The 20,552-nt window shown below is 62.8% G+C and carries 19 protein-coding genes; 15 read left to right on the forward strand and 4 right to left on the reverse strand.

Annotated features, from left to right (window positions below):
• Positions 1-67: 67 nt before the first annotated feature.
• A complete protein-coding gene (locus BLT66_RS17095; RefSeq protein WP_176955078.1) occupies positions 68-553 on the reverse strand; it encodes a DUF4262 domain-containing protein in 486 nt (161 codons plus the stop codon).
• Between the two features lie 594 nt (positions 554-1,147).
• Here BLT66_RS17095 and msuE point away from each other — a divergent pair.
• From msuE to BLT66_RS17130, 7 genes are read left to right on the forward strand one after another with little or no spacing between them, the layout of a single operon-like run.
• Positions 1,148-1,717 (forward strand): FMN reductase, encoded by a 570-nt coding sequence (gene msuE / locus BLT66_RS17100; RefSeq protein ID WP_092759318.1) that lies wholly within the window; start codon positions 1,148-1,150, stop codon positions 1,715-1,717.
• 25 nt (positions 1,718-1,742) lie between these two features.
• The gene (sfnG, locus tag BLT66_RS17105; protein WP_092759320.1) at positions 1,743-2,870 is read left to right on the forward strand and encodes a dimethylsulfone monooxygenase SfnG; all 1,128 of its coding nucleotides are present in this window, start codon (positions 1,743-1,745) and stop codon (positions 2,868-2,870) included.
• A 10-nt stretch (positions 2,871-2,880) separates the two neighbouring features.
• Positions 2,881-3,762, forward strand: a complete 882-nt coding sequence (locus BLT66_RS17110) for an ABC transporter ATP-binding protein (protein WP_092759322.1) — start codon at positions 2,881-2,883, stop codon at positions 3,760-3,762.
• On the forward strand, positions 3,762-4,658 hold the full coding sequence (locus tag BLT66_RS17115; RefSeq protein ID WP_176955079.1) for a branched-chain amino acid ABC transporter permease: 897 nt from the start codon (positions 3,762-3,764) through the stop codon (positions 4,656-4,658). The genes BLT66_RS17110 and BLT66_RS17115 overlap by 1 nt, the downstream gene beginning before the upstream one ends.
• Positions 4,655-5,671, forward strand: a complete 1,017-nt coding sequence (locus BLT66_RS17120) for a branched-chain amino acid ABC transporter permease (RefSeq protein WP_092759326.1) — start codon at positions 4,655-4,657, stop codon at positions 5,669-5,671. The genes BLT66_RS17115 and BLT66_RS17120 overlap by 4 nt, the downstream gene beginning before the upstream one ends.
• 41 nt (positions 5,672-5,712) lie before the next feature.
• On the forward strand, positions 5,713-7,029 hold the full coding sequence (locus BLT66_RS17125; protein WP_092759328.1) for an ABC transporter substrate-binding protein: 1,317 nt from the start codon (positions 5,713-5,715) through the stop codon (positions 7,027-7,029).
• Between the two features lie 10 nt (positions 7,030-7,039).
• On the forward strand, positions 7,040-7,795 hold the full coding sequence (locus tag BLT66_RS17130; RefSeq protein WP_092759330.1) for an ABC transporter ATP-binding protein: 756 nt from the start codon (positions 7,040-7,042) through the stop codon (positions 7,793-7,795).
• 45 nt (positions 7,796-7,840) lie between these two features.
• Here the strand turns inward: BLT66_RS17130 and BLT66_RS17135 are convergent, their stop codons facing one another.
• From BLT66_RS17135 to BLT66_RS17145, 3 genes are all read right to left on the reverse strand, one after another.
• On the reverse strand, positions 7,841-8,560 hold the full coding sequence (locus BLT66_RS17135; RefSeq protein WP_092759332.1) for an alpha/beta fold hydrolase: 720 nt from the start codon (positions 8,558-8,560) through the stop codon (positions 7,841-7,843).
• A 311-nt stretch (positions 8,561-8,871) separates the two neighbouring features.
• Positions 8,872-9,069: a hypothetical protein gene (locus BLT66_RS17140; RefSeq protein WP_092759333.1), complete on the reverse strand. Its 198-nt coding sequence runs from the start codon at positions 9,067-9,069 to the stop codon at positions 8,872-8,874.
• A gap of 231 nt (positions 9,070-9,300) precedes the next feature.
• Positions 9,301-10,470: a citrate synthase family protein gene (locus BLT66_RS17145; protein ID WP_092759335.1), complete on the reverse strand. Its 1,170-nt coding sequence runs from the start codon at positions 10,468-10,470 to the stop codon at positions 9,301-9,303.
• A 136-nt stretch (positions 10,471-10,606) separates the two neighbouring features.
• On the opposite strand from BLT66_RS17145, the gene BLT66_RS17150 reads away from it, so the two are divergent.
• The 8 genes from BLT66_RS17150 (at position 10,607) to pdeM (ending at position 20,489) form a co-directional block, all read left to right on the forward strand.
• Positions 10,607-11,560 carry a 2-hydroxyacid dehydrogenase gene (locus BLT66_RS17150; protein ID WP_092759337.1) on the forward strand — a complete coding sequence of 318 codons (954 nt, stop codon included), beginning with the start codon at positions 10,607-10,609 and terminating at the stop codon, positions 11,558-11,560.
• Positions 11,561-11,567: 7 nt separating this feature from the next.
• Complete coding sequence (locus BLT66_RS17155) at positions 11,568-12,296, forward strand: fumarylacetoacetate hydrolase family protein (protein WP_092759339.1); 729 nt, start codon at positions 11,568-11,570, stop codon at positions 12,294-12,296.
• Positions 12,293-13,057, forward strand: coding sequence for an SDR family oxidoreductase (locus tag BLT66_RS17160; protein ID WP_092759341.1), 765 nt, complete (start codon positions 12,293-12,295; stop codon positions 13,055-13,057). The genes BLT66_RS17155 and BLT66_RS17160 overlap by 4 nt, the downstream gene beginning before the upstream one ends.
• A gap of 73 nt (positions 13,058-13,130) precedes the next feature.
• Complete coding sequence (locus BLT66_RS17165) at positions 13,131-14,105, forward strand: Bug family tripartite tricarboxylate transporter substrate binding protein (RefSeq protein ID WP_092759343.1); 975 nt, start codon at positions 13,131-13,133, stop codon at positions 14,103-14,105.
• Between the two features lie 274 nt (positions 14,106-14,379).
• Complete coding sequence (locus BLT66_RS17170) at positions 14,380-15,444, forward strand: ligase-associated DNA damage response exonuclease (RefSeq protein ID WP_092759345.1); 1,065 nt, start codon at positions 14,380-14,382, stop codon at positions 15,442-15,444.
• Positions 15,441-17,096 (forward strand): ATP-dependent DNA ligase, encoded by a 1,656-nt coding sequence (locus BLT66_RS17175; RefSeq protein ID WP_092759347.1) that lies wholly within the window; start codon positions 15,441-15,443, stop codon positions 17,094-17,096. The genes BLT66_RS17170 and BLT66_RS17175 overlap by 4 nt, the downstream gene beginning before the upstream one ends.
• Entirely contained in the window at positions 17,096-19,774 is a 2,679-nt protein-coding gene (locus tag BLT66_RS17180; protein ID WP_092759349.1) for a ligase-associated DNA damage response DEXH box helicase, read from the forward strand. The genes BLT66_RS17175 and BLT66_RS17180 overlap by 1 nt, the downstream gene beginning before the upstream one ends.
• A gap of 7 nt (positions 19,775-19,781) precedes the next feature.
• Entirely contained in the window at positions 19,782-20,489 is a 708-nt protein-coding gene (pdeM, locus tag BLT66_RS17185; RefSeq protein ID WP_092759351.1) for a ligase-associated DNA damage response endonuclease PdeM, read from the forward strand.
• Positions 20,490-20,552 lie beyond the last annotated feature (63 nt).

The following is a 20,552-nucleotide window of genomic DNA, read 5'->3' on the forward strand; positions in this document are numbered from 1 at the left end:
GATAGGACCAGCGGCCGCAGACCATCGAAACCCGCCAGACGACGATAGCCCACAGGAAAGTCAGGTCTCATGCGCGATTGGGGCGAACTCTGCCAAGCATTGGCTGATTTTCCCTAAACCATGCGGATGCGCTTTTCTGCCACGGCCATACGCCTGCCGTTGAAGGCCAGATGATCTGAACAACCGAATACTCCCTTTCTCCATAGTACCGATCGCAGCCATATGTGTAGTCGGCAAGCAGCCTCCGGCGAGCCGGCTCTATATAAACCTCGAATCCCTCAAGGAATCCGCTATACCGAACGCCGCGTTGAAACCGAGCACCGGCTTTCACTTGACGGTTGTACTCGTTGATCATGAAGCCGCCAATATTTGACTTTAAACCTACGACGATCGCATCGGGAACGCTGCTTGTCTCTTGAATACCGACTGAGTACGAAAAAAAAGGCTGTACCTCTTTTGGATCGAAAACGCTGATCACGTGACATCCGTACTCGCGAACATCGATGGCAACGCGCTTGTCGTTGGCAGCTCGCTTCTCGTCAAAGGCACTCATGAAAACCGCCGCAATTTGGACCATAAAACCTGCGCGATAAAAATTCACTGTGGCAACTATCGACCATCCAAATCTCCTGAAATTGGCTAACAAACTGACGTCAGTCTCAGAACGGCAGCTGAACATTTACCCAGACAAAAAAACTCCAACCAACCCCGCTGGACTTGGGCAGTCCATCTTAGCCATCAACTACCGAGTGGGAGCACCACCAACAGGTGAAAAATAACTGCTCGCAAGCCGACGGATGGAGCCCAAGCTGATGCGGCACCGTGTCGTCCAATAGTACTCACGCCAGACTGCCCCCACTGCTTCCCGGCGCGCATCGCCTTTTGCTGACCAGGCAGCAGCACCCATCCCATCTGCTGCCCAACCAGCATCCAAAAACAGCATATGCATGCGCGCAAACCGACTATGCCGCACACGCTGCTGCTCCAGCAGCAACGCATCCGCAGCATGTTGGAAACCCAGCACAAGCGGCGCCCTCAAAAACGTCATAAGCCATTGATTTACATCAACATTTCCTCTGGCACGGCATTCGCATATAGCCAATGTGCTGCAAATAGGTTGCGGCTTCCAAACAGAGGTCATATCAAGATGGTGAAGAAACTCAAAGTCGTGGCTGTATCCGGTGGTTTGCAGCGCCCCTCCCGCACCCTGGTGCTGGTACAGGAACTCCTGGCCGCGTTGGGCGATGCGCTGCCCATCGACGTGCATCTGATCGAACTGGGCAACATCGGCCCGCAGTTCGCTGGCGCGCTGTACCGCAGCCAGTTGCCGGCCCACGTGGAGGCCGAAATCGCGGCCATCGAATCGGCCGACCTGCTGATCGTGGCCAGCCCGGTGTATCGCGCGTCGTACACCGGCTTGTTCAAGCACCTGTTCGACTTCGTACACCACGAGGCTTTGACCGACAAGCCGGTGCTGCTGGCCGCCACCGGTGGCAGCGACCGCCATGCGCTGGTGATCGACCACCAGCTGCGCCCGCTGTTCAGCTTCTTCCAGGCCCGCACCCTGCCCATCGGCGTGTACGCGACGGAGAAGGATTTCGACGGCTACGAGGTCAGCAGCCCGGCGCTGAAAGACCGCATCGCACTGGCGATTGAACGCGCTGTGCCGCAACTGGCGCAGACCGCTGGGACCGCGCGCGAAACCGTTGCCGCCTGACCCCCCCATTCAAAGGAGCCCGACCATGAGCCAACCCACTTCCACACCTGCCGCCGTCAAATTCGCCTACTGGGTGCCCAACGTCAGCGGCGGACTGGTGGTCAGCACCATCCCGCAGCGCACCGACTGGAGCCTGGACTACAACCAGAAGCTGGCCCAAACGGCGGAGAAAGCCGGCTTTGAATATGCACTGACCCAGATCCGCTTCACCGCCGGCTACGGCGCCGAGTACCAGCATGAATCCGTGTCCTTCAGCCAGGCGCTGCTGCACGCCACCACCCAGTTGAAAGTCATTGCCGCCATCCTGCCCGGCCCCTGGAACCCGACGGTGGTCGCCAAACAGATCGCCACCATCGACCACATCTCCAGCGGGCGCATCGCCATCAACCTGGTGAGCGGCTGGTTCAAAGGCGAGTTCCAGGCGATTGGTGAGCCCTGGCTAGAGCACGACGAACGCTACCGCCGCACCCATGAATTCATCCAGGCGCTGAAAGGCATCTGGACCCAGGACAACTTCACTTTCAAGGGCGACTTCTACCGCTTCAACAACTACACGCTGAGCCCCAAGCCGGTACAAAAACCGCACCCGGAAGTATTCCAAGGCGGCAGCTCGCGTGCGGCGCGCGACAACGCGGCCAGCGTGTCCGACTGGTACTTCACCAACGGCAACACGCCCGACAAACTGAAGGAGCAGATCGACGACATCCAGGCCAAGGCCGCCAAGAACGGCCACAAGGTGCGCATCGGTGTAAACGCCTTCGTCATCGCCCGCGACACCGAAGAAGAAGCCAAGGCCGTATTGGCCGACATCATCAAGCACGCCCATGTGGAGGCCGTGCATGCCTTTGGCGATGCGGTCAAGCAGGCGGGCAAGGCATCGCCCGAAGGCGAAGGCAACTGGGCCAAGTCCACGTTCGAAGACCTGGTGCAGTACAACGATGGCTTCCGCACCAACCTGATCGGCACGCCGCAACAGATCGCTGAGCGCATCGTGGCGCTGAAGGCCATCGGTGTCGACCTGGTGCTGACCGGCTTCTTGCACTTCATCGAAGAGGTGGAGTATTTCGGCCAGAAGGTGTTGCCGCTGGTGCGCGCACTGGAAGCCGCCCAGGCCCAAAAGCAGTCGGAGCCCGCGCTGGAAGCCGTGGCCTGAGGACTCGACCATGACCAGCGCCACCTTTGACAAGTTCGCTCCTGCCGGGCTGCCACGCAGTAGCCACGCTGCGCCGGTGGCGCGCCCCCTGGCGACTGCAACTGCCGCCACGCCCGTGCTGCAGCTCGAGGGCATCCACCTGTCGTTTGGCGGCGTGAACGCGCTGTCGGGCGTAGACCTGTCGATTGCCGCGGGCGAAATCCGCGCGGTAATCGGCCCGAATGGGGCGGGCAAGAGCTCGCTGGTGAATGTGATCAGCGGTTTGTACCGGCCCGACAGCGGTCGGGTGGCGATCAACGGCAAGCGCTTTGCCCAGGTGCCCACTGCGCGGCTGGCGCGTTTAGGTGTGGCGCGCACCTTCCAGAATCTGGCCTTGTTCAAGGGGCTGACCGTGCGCGACAACATCGTCATGGGCCGGGTGGATGCGGTGCGCTCAACTTTTGTGGAGCAATGGGTCGGCCTGGGGCGGGCACGGCGCGAACGTGACGATGCCCGGGCGCGGGCCGACAGCATCATCGGCTTTCTGGGCCTGGCCAGCGTCAGCGAACGCCTGGCCGGCACCCTACCCTATGGTTTGCAAAAACGTGTGGAGCTGGCGCGGGCGCTGGTCGCACAGCCCACACTGCTGTTGCTCGACGAACCGATGGCCGGCATGACGGTGACCGAGAAAAACGAGATGGCGCATTTCGTGCGCGCCGCGCGCAACACCTTCGGCACAACCATTTTGCTGATCGAGCACGACATCGGCGTGGTCATGGGCCTGTCGGACCGGGTGGCGGTGCTCGACTACGGCCGCAAGATTGCCGACGGCACACCCGCCGAGGTGCGAGAGAACCCGGCCGTCATCGACGCTTACCTGGGCGTAGCCCATGCAGAAGAGGTGGCTGCGTGATGGACGGCTTTGACTTCACTTTTTTTGCCGAGGTGCTGGTCGGCGGCCTGCTGTCCGGCGTGATGTATTCGCTGGTAGCCATTGGCTTTGTGCTGATCTTTAAGACCTCGGGCGTACTCAATTTTGCCCAGGGCGCGCAGCTGCTGTTTGCGGCCCTGAGCTTCGTGAGCCTGGTCGAGCGCGGTATGCCGTTTGCGCTGGCGCTGCTGTTGACCTTCGCGCTGATGGTGGCGCTGGGCTTGCTGATCGAACGCACCGTGCTACGCCCGCTGGTGAACCAGCCGCCGATCACCTTGTTCATGGCGACTCTAGGGCTGTCGTATGTGATCGAGGGCGTGGCACAGCTGCTGTGGGGTACGCAGGTGCATGCGCTGGAGCTGGGGGTGGCCGACACGCCGCTGGAGTTCTTCGGCATCATGGTGTCCACCTTCGATTTGTTTGCGGCAGCCACGGCTGGCCTGATGGTCGCGCTGCTGTCGGCCTTCTTCCGCTACACCCGTATTGGCCTGGCCTTCCGCGCCGTGGCCGACGACAGCTTTGCAGCCATCGCCGTCGGCCTGCGCCTGCCGCGCATTGCGGCCACGGTGTGGGCCACGGCCGGTACGATTGCGCTGGTGGCTGGCCTGCTCTGGGGCGCCCGACTGGGTGTGCAGTTTTCGCTGTCGCTGGTGGTGCTGAAAGCGTTGCCGGTGCTGATGCTCGGCGGTTTTGACTCGATCCTGGGTGCCATCGTTGGCGGCTTGCTCATCGGCGCACTGGAGAAGCTGGCCGAGGTGTATATCGGTCCGTTTGTCGGCGGCGGCATCGAGAGCTGGTTTGCCTATGTAGCAGCACTGGCTTTTCTGCTGGTGCGTCCGTCTGGCCTGTTTGGGCAAAAGCTGGTGGAGCGGGCATGAGCACAACGCACGCAAAAACCTGGCCTGTCTGGGCTGCTCCACTGGCCCTGCTGCTGGTGGCCTACGGCGCTGTGCCGCTGCTGGGCTCGGCTTATCTGTTCGACGCAATCTTGATTCCTTTCCTGGCGCTGTCACTGGCAGCCGTGGGGCTGAATCTGCTGACCGGCTACGCAGGCCAGCTGTCGCTGGGCTCGGCGGCCTTCATGGCGGTGGGCGCATTTGCAGCCTACAACTTCAACCTGCGCCTGCCGGGCTTGCCGCTGCTGGCCAGCATCGCGCTGGCGGGCTTGTCGGCCACGGCTATCGGTCTGTTCTTCGGTCTGCCCAGCCTGCGCTTGAGTGGCTTTTATCTGGCGGTATCGACACTGGCGGCCCAGTTCTTTGTGCAATGGGCTTTGACCAAGTTCAGCTGGTTCACCAACGACAGTGCATCGGGCGTGATCGACGCACCGCCCTTGCAGGCGTTTGGCATCACCTTCGACACACCGGTCGGGCGCTATCTGTTTGCCCTGACCCTGGTGGCGGTGCTCACCGCCCTGGTATGGCGGCTGGTGCATACCCAGACCGGGCACAACTTCATCGCGGTGCGCGACAACCCGCTGGCGGCACGGGTAATTGGCGTGCCAGTGCTGCGCACCAAGCTGCTGGCGTTTGCCATTTCGTCCTTCATCGTCGGCGTGGCCGGCGTGCTGTGGGCCTTTGTGTACCTGCGCACGGTGGAGCCTGCGGGCTTCAACCTGGACCGCTCGTTCCAGATTCTGTTCATCGTCATCATCGGCGGCCTGGCCACCATCCGCGGGGCCTTTCTGGGGGCCGCGCTGATCGTTGTTTTCCCGCTGCTGCTGTCGCGCCTGGGCGCCCTGCTGTTCGGCGGCTGGTTCGACTCCGGCGTGCTCGACATGACCCAGCGCATCGTGCTGGGCGCACTCATCATCTTCTTCCTCATCAAGGAGCCACAGGGGCTGGCCGCCCTCTGGGTCCGCGTGCGGAAAAAGCTGTCTCCAGCTGTCTGAAAACAGCCATTCAACTCAAAAATCAACGGGAGTTTCCATCCATGTCTTTGATCCAGAAATTACGCACCGCGGCCATTGCCGCTACGCTGGCCATCAGCAGCCTGCAAGCGGCCCAGGCCGACGAACAATTCTTTCCGCTGCAAAGCTACCGCGTCGGCCCCTATGCAGCGGGCGGCACCGGCTTCTTTGGCGGCTTTATTGACTACCTGAACCTGGTCAACACCCGCGACGGCGGCGTCGGTGGCGTCAAGCTGACCTGGGAAGAAGGCGAAACCCAGTACGAAGTGGAGCGCGGCGTAGAGGTGTACGAGCGCCTGAAAACCAAACCCGGCATCGCCGCCTGGAACCCGCTGTCGGTCGGCATTGCCTATGCGCTGATTGACCGTGTGACGGCCGACAAGGTACCGCTGCTGACCATCAACCATGGCCGTACCGACACCACCGACGGCCGGGTCTTCAAATACATCTTCCCGTTGCTGCTCAATCCCTACAGCGAGACCTCGGGCATCGTCAACTACATCGCCGGCAAAGAGGGCGGCGAAGCCAAGCTCAAGGGCAAGAAGATCGTAGTGCTGTACCACGGCTCGCCCTACGGCAAAGAGACCATCCCGATCTACGAACTGCTGGCCAAGAAATACGGCTTTACCGTGCAGCAGATCGAGGTGCCGCACCCTGGCAATGAACAGCAATCACAGTGGCTGACTATCCGCCGCGCCAAGCCCGACTACGTGGTGCTGCGCGGCTGGGGCGTGATGAACCCGGTGGCGCTGAAGACCGCGCAGAAGACCGGCTTCCCGGCCGACCACATCATCGGCAACGTGTGGTCCAACTCCGAAGAAGACGTGATTCCTGCGGGCGACGCTGCCAAGGGTTATGTGGCCATTACCAGCGTGGCCGCGGGCGTGCAGTACCCGGTGGTGCAGGACATCGTGAAGACGGTGTACGACGCCGGCAAGGGCAATCTGGAAGACAAAAAGCGCATCGGCACGCGCTACCACAACCTGGGTATTCTGAACGGCATCTTGAACGTGGAAGCCATCCGCATTGCCCAGGCCAAGTTCGGCAAGCGCACGCTCACCGGCGATGAAATCCGCTGGGGTCTGGAGAACCTGAAGATCGACGAAGCCCGCGCCGCGGCGCTGGGCGCCAAGGGCCTGTTCCATTCGATCAACGTGACCTGGGACAACCACGAAGGCGACGGCCGCGTAGCTTTCCAACAGTGGGATGGCAGCAAGTGGAACAGCGTATCCGACTGGATCGCTCCTGACTGGAAGCTGCTGCGCCCGATCATCGAGAAGTCTTCTCTGGCCTACGCCAAGGAGAAGAACATCAAGGTGCGCACCAGCATCAACGACTGATACCACACCCATGCTGCAGATTGATGCTGTCGAAGCGGTTTACCAAAATGCCATCGTAGCCTTACACGGCGTAAGCCTGGATGTGCGGGCAGGCGAAATCCACGCCTTGCTCGGCGCCAACGGCGCAGGCAAATCCACCACGCTGAAAGCCGTATCCAACCTGCTGCCCGCAGAGCGCGGCAAGGTGACTGCGGGCAGCATTGTGTTTGACGGGCATGACGTGGCCCGCACCAGCCCGGCCGCGCTGGTGCGGCTGGGGCTGGTCACGGTGCTGGAAGGACGGCATTGCTTTCGCAGCCTGACGGTGGAGGAAAACCTGCTGACCGGCGGCCTGGGCCGCGGCTCCAGCCGGGCCGAACTGGCCCAGGATCTGGAGCGCGTCTATGCGATCTTTCCGCATCTGCGGGACAAACGCCGCGCACTGGCGGGACTGACATCGGGCGGAGAACAGCAGATGACGGCCATAGGCCGTGCGCTGATGTCGCGGCCGCGTTTGCTGGTGCTGGACGAGCCCTCCATGGGCCTGGCGCCGCTGATCGTGCAAGACATCTTTCGGCAGCTCAAACGGCTGAACCAGGAAGAAGGTTTGTCGATTCTGGTGGCCGAGCAGAACTCGACGGTGGCGTTGCAATATGCCGACCGCGCCACCGTGCTAGATACCGGCGTGGCGGTATTGGCCGGCACCACCGCAGAGCTGCGGCAGCGCTCCGATATCCAGTCGTTCTACTTTGGTGAGAATGTGACAGTGTTGCAGGCCGCAGCCTGATTCTCAGCCGCATACCCGCGCGATGCGGCTAGTCGTGCCCGCTGCTTATGCCGGGCGCCCATCAAGCCAATGCTGCATCGCTTGGCACACGGCGTCGGGTTGCTCCATGGGGCTCATATGGCCCGCGTGTTCAATCACCACGAGCTCGACGGGCGCAGCCCCTATAAGGCTACGCATCTGCGCATGCCGGGCCAATGGACTCCAGGCATCCTCACGACCACACAACAGCAAGGTGGGGCAGCGTATCTGGCCCAGGAGCGTGGTGGCGTCCGGGCGATCCAACAGAGCATGGATCTGTGCTTCGAATATCTCGGGCGTGGAGCGCTCGATCATGTCCAGAATCCGGTCAAACAACGGGCTGTCCAACCGGGACGGATGCACCATGCCGCGCGCCCAATCCAGGCCCATGGCACGCATGCCATCCTCGCGCGCTGTCTGCAGCAAAGCCATGCGGCCGGCGCGTTCCTTCTCCCCTGCAGCACCGGGAGCCAGGGCTTCAAAGCCGGTGTCCATCAAAGCCAGGTACTGTATGCGCTCGGGCTGTTGGCGCACTATCTCCAAGGCCACGCGTCCGCCCATGGAGTGACCCGCCAGCGCCAGGGGCCCGGGCGGTGCAGTCCGCAGTACATGCTGTGCCATGGCCTCAATGCTGTCCAACGCGCCGTAATGGGCTACGAAGCAAGGCCGTCGGTGTTGCAGCGCAGGGAGCATGTCTTGCCACACGCTGGCATCGCATAGCAAACCGGGAAGCAGGATGAGTGTCATAGGCGGATAGTAGCGCTCCCGCAAGACTCAGCGCATGGCCATGGTCGCGGTCCGCTGCGTGCTGCTACCCACCACATCCGCTATAATCCTGCCTCCAGCAAGCCGTCAGCGCTCTGCTGGGAGCCTGGCCAGGCAAAGCCGAATCTCACGGCGGCACGTCGAGTAGAGCTTTTTGCGACGAGAAAAATAACAAAGAGCTCCTGCACGAGAGTGTCCGTAAACGTGGGTCGCGTAAGAGCCCACGACCAAATACAAAAGCCCGCTTCGAGCGGGCTTTTTCACGTCTGGGCCGCAGGGAGCAGCCTCGATGGCTAGGGCGACAAGCGTTGCTGCTTCCACATGCTGGCAGCGATGCGCATCAGCAGCACCACGCTCTTGTCGTAGTCTTCGTGGGTAGGGTCCAAATGTTCAATGTAGTCCCCAAGCTCAATCAACGCCTCCTCCGGAGAGATAGCGCCGCCATTGACCACAAGGTCTTCGATCACTGTCATAAACTTCGTAATGTCCATGCACCGAGAGTACTTGCGGGGCAAAAAATGGAGATGTCAAAAGACATGTGTGCGTCAAATATCTCATCCGTTGTCGGGACACCGTTCCTCTGATTCGCGCAACGGGCTTACCCAACAACGCGATCTCAGTATTGAAGCGTTGACCGCTGGATCGCTGCTTGCCCAAATCGTCTCCATAAGCGCCCCCGCAGGGCAGCTGATAGAAGTCAAAATTCTGGCGACAGACAAGGCCTAAGTGCGTGCAACCGGCGGTACATCAGGCATCGGCCCCACGTAACGTCCGCGTGGGCGAATAACTTGCGCCACACCCAATTGCTCCAGGCTGTGCGCCAACAAACCAACGCTGCGCGCCGTAGCGAACAATCCGAAGGCCGCATCAGAAGGAAGCCTATGGTGCGCGACCAGGGCGGCCAGAGCCACGTCGATATTGGGCTGCAAGCCGGTCAGCATGGTTACCTTGTGTATGAAGCGCGCGATCACTTCCGGTGGCTCGAACAAGGCCAGCAACGCGGCCGCGCGCGGATCGCCATCGGGATAAAGGTGGTGGCCAAATCCGGCCAAGGGCAAACCAGTCGATAGATAGTGGGCTACCACCTTGTCTTCGCCCAATCGCTCCACTTCGCTGAACAGCGCCTGAACGCGGCCTGAGGCATCGCCATGCAAGGGGCCGGAGAGCGTGGTCAATCCGGCCAAGAGACATGCTGGCAGCGACGCGCCTGTGGAAGCCGCAATGCGTGAGACAAACGCAGAACTGGTCAACTCGTGGTCAACCAGTAACACCATGGCCGTTCGCAGCAAATCGGCCACTTGGGGCGATTGTTTCCAAGCTTGTGCAAAGCGCAGATGCAGCGGCCCATGTCCCTCCTGTGCGCCGAAGGCATTGGCCAACTTCCCGACCAGGCTCTGGCATTCGTTATGCAACACCCGGGTCAGGCGTCCGCGCGTGGAATGACCGTCGGCTGCCAGACTGGCCAAGACGGTAAATGCGGCCACCCGTGCGGGCTCCAGCTTGCCAGAACGCGTTGATGTAGATGACGAAAAGTCGACGGGCTGCTCAGCGCCCCACAACAGTTGAGCCACTTCTTCCAACGAAGCCGCGCCTGCAAGACCCACGGCATCCTGTCCTCGGTAGTACGGGCGTCCTCGAAAGAACGCACACAGGGCCGTTGGAATGCTGGGCTCCGAGCCGAAAAGCGTACTGGCAGCCAGGGTCTCGTGCTTGCGGCCGGCCTGTTTGCGCTTGGCCAAGCCGGCCACATCCTCGGCGCGGTACAGGCTGCGGCGCGAATCGGCTGGATCCGGCGTGACTTCCAGCTTGCCGCGACTCACGTACGCGTACACCGTCTGGGGTTGCACCCCAAGAAGGTTGCAGACCTCGTTCATTGAAATCCAGGAAGCCATTGTGGAGTGCAAGAAAGTTTATTTATGTTGATTTTATACATCAATATTGACGAATAAATCAATCATTTACTACTATGCATCCATCTTTGAAGCATCCACCTTGAACACACCGCCTGCCCCTGCAGACCACATCGCCATGAAACCCAGAATCCTGCAACTCAACCCGATCCTTATTCCCGCGATCAACGACAAGCTTGCATCGCTCTACACCGTCCACAAACACTTCGAGACACCCGACCCGGAGACCTGGCTGCGAGAGCATGGCGCCGGCATCGATGCCGTGATCACCGGCGGGCACACCGGCATTTCGCGTGCCATGCTGGAGCAATTGCCCAAGCTCAAGGTGGTGGCGGTCAACGGCGTTGGCACCGACGCGGTAGATCTGGCGTACTGCCGAGAGCGGGGCCTGCCCGTCACTGCGACCCTGGGTGCACTGACCGAAGACGTGGCCGATCTGGCGATTGGCTTATTGATCGCAGCCTGCCGCAACCTGTGTGCCGGCGACCGCTTTGTGCGCAACGGCCAGTGGGAGCTTCACCCCCAGCCCAGCGCCATTCCCCTGGCCCGCCGGTTCAGCGGCATGCGTGTGGGCATCGTCGGCATGGGTCGGGTGGGCCGCGCCGTTGCGACCCGGGCGGCGGCTTTTGGTTGCGCTATCAGTTACACCGACCTACGCCCCATGGACGACATTGCGCATGCATTCGTGCCCCAGCTCGTGGATTTGGCGCGTGGCGCAGACGCCTTGGTGCTGTGCGCGGCGGCGGACACGGCCGAAGGCATCGTCAACGCAGCCGTACTGGATGCACTCGGCCCACGCGGCTTCTTGGTCAATGTGGCCCGTGGCCGACTGGTCAACGAGGCCGACCTGACGGATGCACTGGCCGCCGGCGGTATTGCCGGTGCGGGCCTGGACGTATTCGTCGACGAACCCCGTGTTCCCCCAAAGCTGCGCCAGTCCGACAACGTGACCCTACAAGCCCACCGCGCCAGTGCCACCTGGGAGACCCGGACCGCCATGGGCGAGATGGTGCTGGCCGGTATCGCCCAGGCCCTGGCGGGCGAACGTCCGACGATGAGCTTGACCACCTGAGCCCCGCATGTCCAGTTTCATATTTCCTGCGCCTGCGCCAACCACTTTGCCCGTGACCAATAGCACGGCGGTTTTCCCTGTGGGGCGCGTTTACTGCATCGGGCGCAACTACCGCTGGAGCCAGGACGAAGCGACGTCCCCGGAAATGCCAGCCTGGTTCATGAAGCCCGCCAACGCTGTTGTACAGGCGCAGGGTGCTCTGCCCTACCCGCCCAGCACCGACGACTTTTGCCATGAGATCGAATTGGTCGTGGCGATAGGTCGTGGCGGTCGAAACATCGCTGCAGCACAGGTGGAGGCACACCACATCTGGGGCTATGCGGCGGGGCTGGATCTCACGCGGCGCGACCTGCAGCAGCAAGCCAAGCGCGCGGGCGGTCCATGGGAGGCCGCCAAAGCCTTCGACCATTCAGCCCCTTGCACGCCCCTGGTGCCAGTAACAGTTTGCGGCCACCCCAAACAGGGCGCTATCTGGCTAACTGTCAACGGCATGGAACGACAGCGCGCCGACCTGGCGGACCTGCTGTGGCCGGTGCCCGAACTGGTGGCCATGCTGTCACGCTCGGTCACGCTCGCGCCCGGTGATTTGATCTACACCGGCACCCCCGCAGGCGTGGGCTCATTGCAACCCGGCGATGTGGTCCAAGGCGGAGTAGCGGACATCGGCCAATTTTCCATGACCGTGGGCAACACAAACCACGGACCTTCAATAACTTCCACAGGAGACAGCCCTTGAACACCACCCTTCCCCAAAAAATCGCGTTGGTTACCGGCGCAGGTAGCGGGATCGGCCGAGCGACGGCCATCGGCTTGCTGAACGACGGATGGAGCGTCGTACTGGCGGGCCGCCGTGCCGAACCCTTGCAGGCGTTGGCGACCGAGGCCGCAACACGCGGCCAGACCGCAATGGCTGTACCTACCGATGTGACGGACCCGGACAGCGTGCAAGCACTCTTCGCCGCCATTGAGAACCGCTTTGGCCGACTGGATCTGCTGTTCAACAACGCCGGCGTGAACGCCCCGGCCGTGCCGATGGACGAGCTGCCTTTGGATAAATGGTTCAGCGTGGTCAATACCAACGTGACAGGCGTGTTCCTGTGCGCGCGTGCCGCCTTCGGCCTGATGCGCCACCAATCTCCACAAGGCGGACGCATCATCAACAATGGCTCGATCTCGGCGCACACGCCGCGCCCCTTCACCGCGCCCTACACCATCAGCAAACATGCGGTGAGCGGCCTGACCAAGGCCTTGGCGCTGGATGGCCGAGCATTCAACATCGTGGCCAGCCAGATCGATATTGGCAATGCGCTGACCGAGCTGTCCGAACGCATGACACGCGGCGTACTGCAGGCCAACGGCACAACAGCCCCCGAACCCATGATGGACGCGAAGCACGTGGCCGATGCGGTACGCCACATCGCCGCGATGCCACTCAGCGCCAATGTGCTGAACATGACTGTCATGGCCAGCGCCATGCCCTTCGTAGGACGCGGTTAGCAGACAGAGCGCCACAGCCCCTGATCCCTCTCGCATTTGATAACGATTGAAGAAACCCCAAAAGGAGACAACTATGCAACCCACATCCCTGTTCAAAATTCTTGCCATCTCGGCATCTCTGGCCATGCTTCCAACCATGGCATCGGCCCAGGCCTACCCGACCCGCGCCATCAAAATCATCGTGCCAGCGCCCCCGGGTGGCGCGATCGACATCATTGCCCGCGTCGTCGGCGACAAACTCGGGGCTTCGATGGGCCAGGCCGTGATCGTCGAAAACAAACCCGGTGCATCCAACAACCTCGGCACAGACGTGCTTGCCAAGTCCGCGCCCGATGGCTACACGATCGGCATCGTGGGTGGCAGCCACAACATCAACAAGTTCCTCTTCAAGAACCTGGGATGGGACCCAGAGAAAAGCTTCGAACCCATCGTCTACACCCATGAAGTTCCGCTGGTATTCGCTATCTCTCCGCAGATTCCTGCCAAGACTCTGCCCGAGTTCGTGGCCTGGATGAAGGCCAATCCGAACGAGGCCAAGGTGGCTACCTCGGGCCGTGGCAGTGCCCAGGAAATGGCGGCTGAGATGTTCCGTATGGCGAGCGGAGTGCAGATGTTGCTGGTGCCTTACAAAGGCTCTTCCGCCGCCCACCCGGATTTGCTGGCCGGGCGCACCGCACTCTACATCGACACCATCAGCGCCATCCAGTCGCAGGTGAAAGCCGGCAACGTCCGGGCCGTAGCGGTATCAACCAAGAAGCGCACAACATCGCTGCCTGACGTGCCGACCGCGGACGAACAAGGACTCAAGGGCTTTGACGCCAATACGAATGGCGGGTTCCTAGCGCCGGCCGGCACGCCCAAGGCCATCACCAACAAACTGAATGCGGAAATCAACACCGCGTTGAAGCTACCGGATGTACGGGCCAAGCTGGAGGCTGCTGGCATTGAAATCCAGGGCGGAACACCGCAGGACTACGCCGCCCTGATCAAGTCCGACCTCGCCAAATGGGGCAAGGTCGTCAAAGAGGCCGGTATTCAGCCGGAGTGAGTCTGGAGACGGCGGGCGGGTGAGCCAAAGGCCTCCGCAAGCTTTGGTCCGTCACCCTATGCGCCTTGGTCGTACAACGTTTACAAAGCAATGCGGCCACGACGTAATGCGCAACCGGGGCCTGCAGGATATCTTCATCGCCTGCGTTGACGATACGCCCAAACCCTGTCCCTGGATCAACCGTAGTGTGTGAATGCCAGCGCCGTCCCGGTTGCTATCTGATCGCGCCCCCGTCCTACAGAACCCTGGCTGATGCCCGCATAGCATTCGGGGTATGCATGCTGAAGCTGATCTGATCGTGGCCCGTCCGGAAGGGTTGTATTGCCCGGCTGGAAATTTCTACATCGACCCATGGCGACCGGTGGATCGGGCTGTGATCACCCACGCCCACAGCGACCACGCGCGCTGGGGCAGCGCGCATTACCTTGCCCACCACGACAGCGCGCCCATCCTGCGCCGCCGCTTAGGCGAGGACATCACCTTGCAGACGCTGGCCTATGGCGAGGTGATCGAGCACCACGGTGTACGGCTCTCGCTGCATCCGGCGGGGCATGTGCTGGGCTCGTCACAGGTCAGGCTGGAGCATGGCGGGCGGGTCTGGGTTGCGTCTGGCGATTACAAGCTGGAGAACGACGGCACCTGTGCGCCGTTCGAGGCCGTCCGCTGCGATACCTTCATCACCGAGTCCACGTTCGGCCTGCCGATCTACCGCTGGCCCACACAACCCGAATTGTTTGCCGAGATCAACGCATGGTGGCGGCAGAACGCAGAGGCAGGGCGCACTTCTGTGCTGTATGCCTATGCGCTGGGCAAGGCGCAGCGGTTGCTGCACGGCGTGGACGCGTCGATTGGTCCCATCGTGGCGCATGGCGCCGTTGAACCGATCAACGCCATCTACGGCGCCGCGGGCGTGGTGCTGCCGCCTACCTTCCTGGCGTCTGATCCGGCACTGGACAAAGCGGCGCTGGCGCGCTCGCTGGTGATCGCGCCGCCATCGGCCGGCCGCACCACCTGGCTACGCCGCTTCGGCGCGAATCCATCCGATGCCTTTGCCAGCGGCTGGATGCAGCTGCGCGGCACACGCCGCCGCCGCGGGGTCGACCGTGGCTTTGTAGTCTCCGACCACGCGGATTGGCCTGGCCTGCAGTCCGCCATCCTCGCAACCGGTGCCGAGCGGGTCTTCGTTACACACGGCAGCGTGGCGGTGATGGTGCGCTGGCTCAGCGAGCAGGGGTTGCAGGCGCAAGGCTTCAGCACCGAATACGGTGATCAGGATGACGCGGACGATGCGGACAAATCGACCGCGGGCAGCACTACCATAACTCCCGATCCCGAATGAAGGCCTTTGCGGACCTCTACCGCGCGCTGGATGCATCGACCGCCAGCTCCGCCAAGCAGGCCGCGCTGCAGCGCTATCTGCACGCGGCGCCGTCGCGGGATGCCGCCTGGGCGGTGTACTTCCTTGCTGGCGGCAAGCCACGTCAACTGGTGCCGACAAGTCTGCTGCGGGAGCAGGCGCGGCTGGCGGCTGAGCTGCCCGAATGGCTGTTCGACGAGAGCTACGAAGCGGTAGGCGATCTGGCCGAAACAATCTCGCTACTGCTGCCAGACCCAGACGAGACGCTGGAACTGCCGTTATCAGAATGGATGGAGCAGCACCTGCTGCCGTTGCGCGGGCAGGCGCCCGAAGAACTGGCGCGTCTCCTGCAAAACCAGTGGCGTACGCTGGCCGCGGCGCAGCGGTTGGTTTACTTCAAGCTCATCACCGGCGCCTTCCGCGTCGGAGTCTCCAGGCTGCAGGTCACGCAGGCCCTGGCGGGGGTGAGCGGGGTCGACGCCAAGGTGGTTGCACAAAGGCTGATGGGCTACACCCATATTGGCGCGCGCCCCTCTGCCGAAGATTACGACGCGCTTGTCGCACCCGACGATGCGGCAAGCACCGGCACCGGGTCGCACGGCGGCCAGCCGTATCCCTTCTTTCTGGCGCATCCGCTCAACCTGCCGCTGGCGCAGTTCGACGCAACGATTGGCCCCGCCAATGGCTGGTTGTTCGAATGGAAATGGGACGGTATCCGCGCTCAACTCGTGAAACGCGACGGGCAGGTCTGGATCTGGTCACGCGGGGAGGAGTTAGTCAGCGAACGCTTCCCGGAGTTGCAGACTATGGGCGCAGGCCTGGCAGAAGGCACGGTGCTCGACGGCGAGATCCTCATCTGGCGTGACGGCCGTGCACAACCGTTTGCAGAACTGCAGCAGCGTATTGGGCGCAAGACCTTAAGCCCCAAGCTACTGCGCGAACTACCGGTGGTGCTGTGTGTTTACGACCTGCTGGAGCAGGAAGGCGAAGACCTGCGCGGGCTGCCCCAGCATGCGCGGCGCACGCGGTTGGAGCAACTGGTCGCGTCGTTTCCCCATCCTCAGCTGCAACTGAGCCCGCTGGTGAAAGGTGGCGACTGGGCCGACCTGGCACGCCAGCGCGAGCAGTCCCGGGCGCTGGGCGTCGAAGGCATGATGCTCAAGCGCCTAGACGCGCAATACGGTGTAGGCCGCACCAAGGACGTAGGCGTTTGGTGGAAGTGGAAGATCGACCCGCTGTCGGTAGATGCCGTGCTGATCTACGCCCAGCGCGGCCACGGGCGACGCGCCAGCCTCTATAGCGACTACACCTTCGCCGTGTGGAATGGCGCGCAGGATGACCCGGTGCGCCAGCTGGTCCCGTTCGCGAAAGCCTATTCGGGCCTGACGGACGAAGAAATACGCGCGGTGGATGCAGTGATCCGTAAGACCACATTGGAGACCTTCGGCCCGGTGCGCAGTGTGACGCCGACGATGGTTTTCGAGCTGGGCTTTGAAGGCATAGCCAAGAGTAGCCGGCACAAAAGCGGCATAGCCGTACGCTTCCCACGCATGCTGCGCCGCCGTGAAGACAAGCCCGTCGAAGAAGCTGACACGCTAGCCAGCCTACGGGCGCTGTTGCAGGAAGCCGAGTAATGGCCAGCCGCAAGCCCGCCCACGCATCCGCTGCGGTCGACCCGTCCATAGCAGCGTGGGTCGCTACCCGTGGCTGGACACCCTTTCCATTCCAGTGCAGGGTGTGGGAGGAGATGGCACAGGGCCGCAGCGGCTTGCTGCATTCCAGCACCGGCAGCGGCAAGACGCTGGCAGTCTGGTTGGGCGCACTCGGGGCCTTGCGGGAAACCGCCGCGACCGCGGGTGCGAAGACCAAGGCGCCACCACTGACGGTACTGTGGATCACGCCGATGCGTGCGCTGGCCGCAGACACGCTGCGCGCTCTGGAAGACCCCATGCGCGCTGTGTGCCCTACCTGGACGGCGGGTTTAAGGAGCGGCGACACAACGTCCGCTCAGCGCGCCGCGCAGGACCGGCGGCTACCGACGGTGCTGGTCACCACGCCGGAGAGCCTGACCCTCTTGATGTCGCGCGCCGATGCGCGCGATCTGCTGCGGCACGTCCGTGTGACGGTGGTCGACGAATGGCATGAGTTGATGGGCAACAAGCGCGGCGTGCAGACGCAGCTGGCGCTGGCCCGGCTGCGTGGATTTCAGCCGTCGCTGATGACCTGGGGACTCTCCGCCACGCTGGGTAATCTGGACGAAGCGCTGCGCACGCTGCTTGGCACCGCGCCGTGGCCGAAGAACCGTGCCCCTGCGATGGTACAGGGCGAAACCGACAAGACCCTGGTTATCGACACGCTGCTGCCTGCCACCGCCGAACGCTTTGCCTGGGCCGGCCACATGGGTCTGCGCATGCTGCCGCAGGTCGTGCAGGCCATAGAAGAAAGTGCCAGTTGCCTGGTCTTCACCAATATGCGTTCCCAGGCAGAGCGATGGTACCGTGCGCTGCTGGAGGCGCGGCCGGACTGGGCAGGTGTGCTCGCGCTGCACCATGGCTCGCTGGACCGCGAGGTACGGGAATGGGTTGAGCTAGGACTGAAGGAGGGGCGGTTGAAAGCCGCGGTCTGCACGTCCAGCCTGGATCTGGGTGTGGACTTTCTACCGGTGGATCGCGTGCTGCAGATCGGGTCGGCAAAGGGCGTGGCGCGCCTGGTGCAACGGGCCGGCCGCTCAGGCCACGCGCCGGGTCGGCCATCGCGGATCACGCTGGTGCCGACCCACAGCTTGGAGCTGGTGGAGGCCGCCGCCGCGCGCGAGGCGGTGCGCACTAGCCAGATCGAGTCGCGCCACAGCCCGCGCGCCCCTTTGGATGTGATGGTCCAGCATTTGGTGACGATCGCGCTGGGCGGCGGCTTCCGGCCGGACGAGTTGCTGGCAGAAGTGCGCACCACGGTAGCCTATGCCGACATGACAGACGCACATTGGCAGTGGTGCCTGGACTTCGTGCGCCAGGGCGGGCCATCGCTCGCGGCGTATCCCGACTACCACCGCGTCGTGCCATACGAAGAAGGACTTTGGCGCGTGCCCGACGCACGCCTGGCGCGGCGGCATCGCGTCAACATCGGCACCATCGTCAGCGACGCTTCCATCAGCGTGCAGTATCTGGGTGGCGGCAAGCTGGGCACGGTGGAAGAGAGCTTCATTGCCCGACTGAAACCTGGCGACGCCTTCATGTTCAGCGGCCGTCTGCTGGAACTGGTACGCGTAGACCAGATGACAGCCCTGGTGCGTCGCGCCACGGCTGGGCGCGCGGCGCTGCCGCGCTGGAATGGCGGGCGCATGCCCTTGTCCAACACGCTGGCCGATGCGGTGTTGCGTGAACTGCAGGCGGCAGACAATGGCCGATTCGACAGCCCTGAGATGCAATGCGTCAAGCCGCTGATCGACATCCAGCGACTGTGGTCGGGGCTGCCCACTCCGAGCACCCTGGTCGCGGAAACGCTGAAGTCCCGCGAAGGCTGGCATCTGTTCCTCTACCCCTTTGCGGGCCGGCAGGTGCATCTGGGTCTGGCCGGTTTGATGGCATGGCGCGCCGCGCAGCCGGAGACCGGCACCTTCTCCATTGCACTGAACGACTACGGCATCGAACTGCTGAGCGCGAAGGAGATCGATTGGGCAGCACGCTTACCCACGCTGCTCGCGCTGCCACCGAGAGATCAACTGCTCGCCGAGGTGCTGGGCAGCCTCAACGCGACCGAACTGGCGCGGCGTCGGTTCCGCGAGATCGCGCGGATTGCCGGGCTGATATTCCAGAGCCACCCGGGCGAGCGCCGCAGCAACCGGCAACTGCAGGCCTCGGCCTCGCTGTTCTTCGAGGTGTTCCAGAAATACGACCCGCAGAACCAACTGCTGGCGCAAGCCGAGCAAGAACTGTTGGCGCAAGAACTTGATGTGCGCCAGCTTGGCGCAGCGCTGGAACGCATCCAAGGACAGACGCTGCGGGTACATGCGCTGCGCAAGCCCACACCGCTGGCCTTCCCGTTGATGGTGGAGCGCTTTCGCGAGAAACTAACGAACGAATCGCTCGGTGACCGCATCGCGCGCATGGTGTCCGAGCTGGAACGTACGGCTGGTGGGGACTCGGTAGGCACGGCGCATACGCCAGCGGATCGCGTCTTCGCCTCCCGCGAGTCACCAGAGTGGGCAATCGGCGCCTCCCTGGCGCTTGAGTCCCGTGGCGAGACTGCGGGCGGGCGCATTCCACGCAAGCGCGGCCAAGGGCGCGCACGCCCTTCGCCTGGCTTGGAGCGATGATCGAAGCATGAAAGCTCCAGATCCTGCGACATCCGACGCCCCGGTAGGCGCTCTGGCCATCACGCTGGCGGGCGAACCGGTTGCGCTGCTGCCAGATCGCGCGTTGTGGTGGCCGCGCGAGCGTACGCTGTTCGTGGCCGATGTACACCTGGGCAAGGCGGCCAGCTTCCGGGCGCTGGGGCAGCCGGTTCCTGCCGGAACGACGCGGGACAACCTGGATCGTCTTAGCCTATTGATCGACGAATTGAGCGTGCGGCAACTCGTTGTACTGGGCGATTTTTTGCATGCGGCAACGGCGCAGCAGGCGCAGGTGATGGATCCCGTAAGCGCGTGGCGCGAACGGCACGCCACATTGCATTGCACGCTGGTGCGCGGCAACCACGACAGCCGTGCCGGCGACCCGCCCCCCTCGCTGCGATTCGACATCGTGGACGAGCCTTTCCGGATCGGCCCATTCGCCGCTTGCCACCATCCCCAGCCGGTGATTGGGGCGTATGCGCTAGCAGGGCATCTGCATCCCGCCGTACAAATTCGCGGCCGCGCGCATACCCGAGAGCGTCTGCCCTGCTTCTGCGAAGGCGATGGTCTGATGATCCTGCCTGCGTTCGGGGCTTTCACGGGCAGCACCCTGGACTTACCGCCCAGCACACTTCGCTGCTATGCCGCGGGTGGAGGCCGTGTTACAGCGCTGCCGCGGCTCGGTGAACTCCGTTGACGCATGGATGATTCCAAGAGTCAGAATTATTCTGAGTAATTAAAGTCGTAAACAGGCCCCTAG

Source organism: Rhodoferax sp. OV413 (genome assembly GCF_900104385.1).
Classification (GTDB): Bacteria; Pseudomonadota; Gammaproteobacteria; order Burkholderiales; family Burkholderiaceae_C; genus Rhodoferax_B.

What these genes read in the sequence shown, in the direction of transcription:
- BLT66_RS17095 (WP_176955078.1), bottom strand. Translation starts at nt 553, where the DNA reads ATGAGTGCCTTTGACGAGAAGCGAGCTGCCAACGACAAGCGCGTTGCC.
- msuE (WP_092759318.1), top strand. Translation starts at nt 1,148, where the DNA reads ATGGTGAAGAAACTCAAAGTCGTGGCTGTATCCGGTGGTTTGCAGCGC.
- sfnG (WP_092759320.1), top strand. Translation starts at nt 1,743, where the DNA reads ATGAGCCAACCCACTTCCACACCTGCCGCCGTCAAATTCGCCTACTGG.
- BLT66_RS17110 (WP_092759322.1), top strand. Translation starts at nt 2,881, where the DNA reads ATGACCAGCGCCACCTTTGACAAGTTCGCTCCTGCCGGGCTGCCACGC.
- BLT66_RS17115 (WP_176955079.1), top strand. Translation starts at nt 3,762, where the DNA reads ATGGACGGCTTTGACTTCACTTTTTTTGCCGAGGTGCTGGTCGGCGGC.
- BLT66_RS17120 (WP_092759326.1), top strand. Translation starts at nt 4,655, where the DNA reads ATGAGCACAACGCACGCAAAAACCTGGCCTGTCTGGGCTGCTCCACTG.
- BLT66_RS17125 (WP_092759328.1), top strand. Translation starts at nt 5,713, where the DNA reads ATGTCTTTGATCCAGAAATTACGCACCGCGGCCATTGCCGCTACGCTG.
- BLT66_RS17130 (WP_092759330.1), top strand. Translation starts at nt 7,040, where the DNA reads ATGCTGCAGATTGATGCTGTCGAAGCGGTTTACCAAAATGCCATCGTA.
- BLT66_RS17135 (WP_092759332.1), bottom strand. Translation starts at nt 8,560, where the DNA reads ATGACACTCATCCTGCTTCCCGGTTTGCTATGCGATGCCAGCGTGTGG.
- BLT66_RS17140 (WP_092759333.1), bottom strand. Translation starts at nt 9,069, where the DNA reads ATGGACATTACGAAGTTTATGACAGTGATCGAAGACCTTGTGGTCAAT.
- BLT66_RS17145 (WP_092759335.1), bottom strand. Translation starts at nt 10,470, where the DNA reads ATGGCTTCCTGGATTTCAATGAACGAGGTCTGCAACCTTCTTGGGGTG.
- BLT66_RS17150 (WP_092759337.1), top strand. Translation starts at nt 10,607, where the DNA reads ATGAAACCCAGAATCCTGCAACTCAACCCGATCCTTATTCCCGCGATC.
- BLT66_RS17155 (WP_092759339.1), top strand. Translation starts at nt 11,568, where the DNA reads ATGTCCAGTTTCATATTTCCTGCGCCTGCGCCAACCACTTTGCCCGTG.
- BLT66_RS17165 (WP_092759343.1), top strand. Translation starts at nt 13,131, where the DNA reads ATGCAACCCACATCCCTGTTCAAAATTCTTGCCATCTCGGCATCTCTG.
- BLT66_RS17170 (WP_092759345.1), top strand. Translation starts at nt 14,380, where the DNA reads ATGCATGCTGAAGCTGATCTGATCGTGGCCCGTCCGGAAGGGTTGTAT.
- BLT66_RS17175 (WP_092759347.1), top strand. Translation starts at nt 15,441, where the DNA reads ATGAAGGCCTTTGCGGACCTCTACCGCGCGCTGGATGCATCGACCGCC.
- BLT66_RS17180 (WP_092759349.1), top strand. Translation starts at nt 17,096, where the DNA reads ATGGCCAGCCGCAAGCCCGCCCACGCATCCGCTGCGGTCGACCCGTCC.
- pdeM (WP_092759351.1), top strand. Translation starts at nt 19,782, where the DNA reads ATGAAAGCTCCAGATCCTGCGACATCCGACGCCCCGGTAGGCGCTCTG.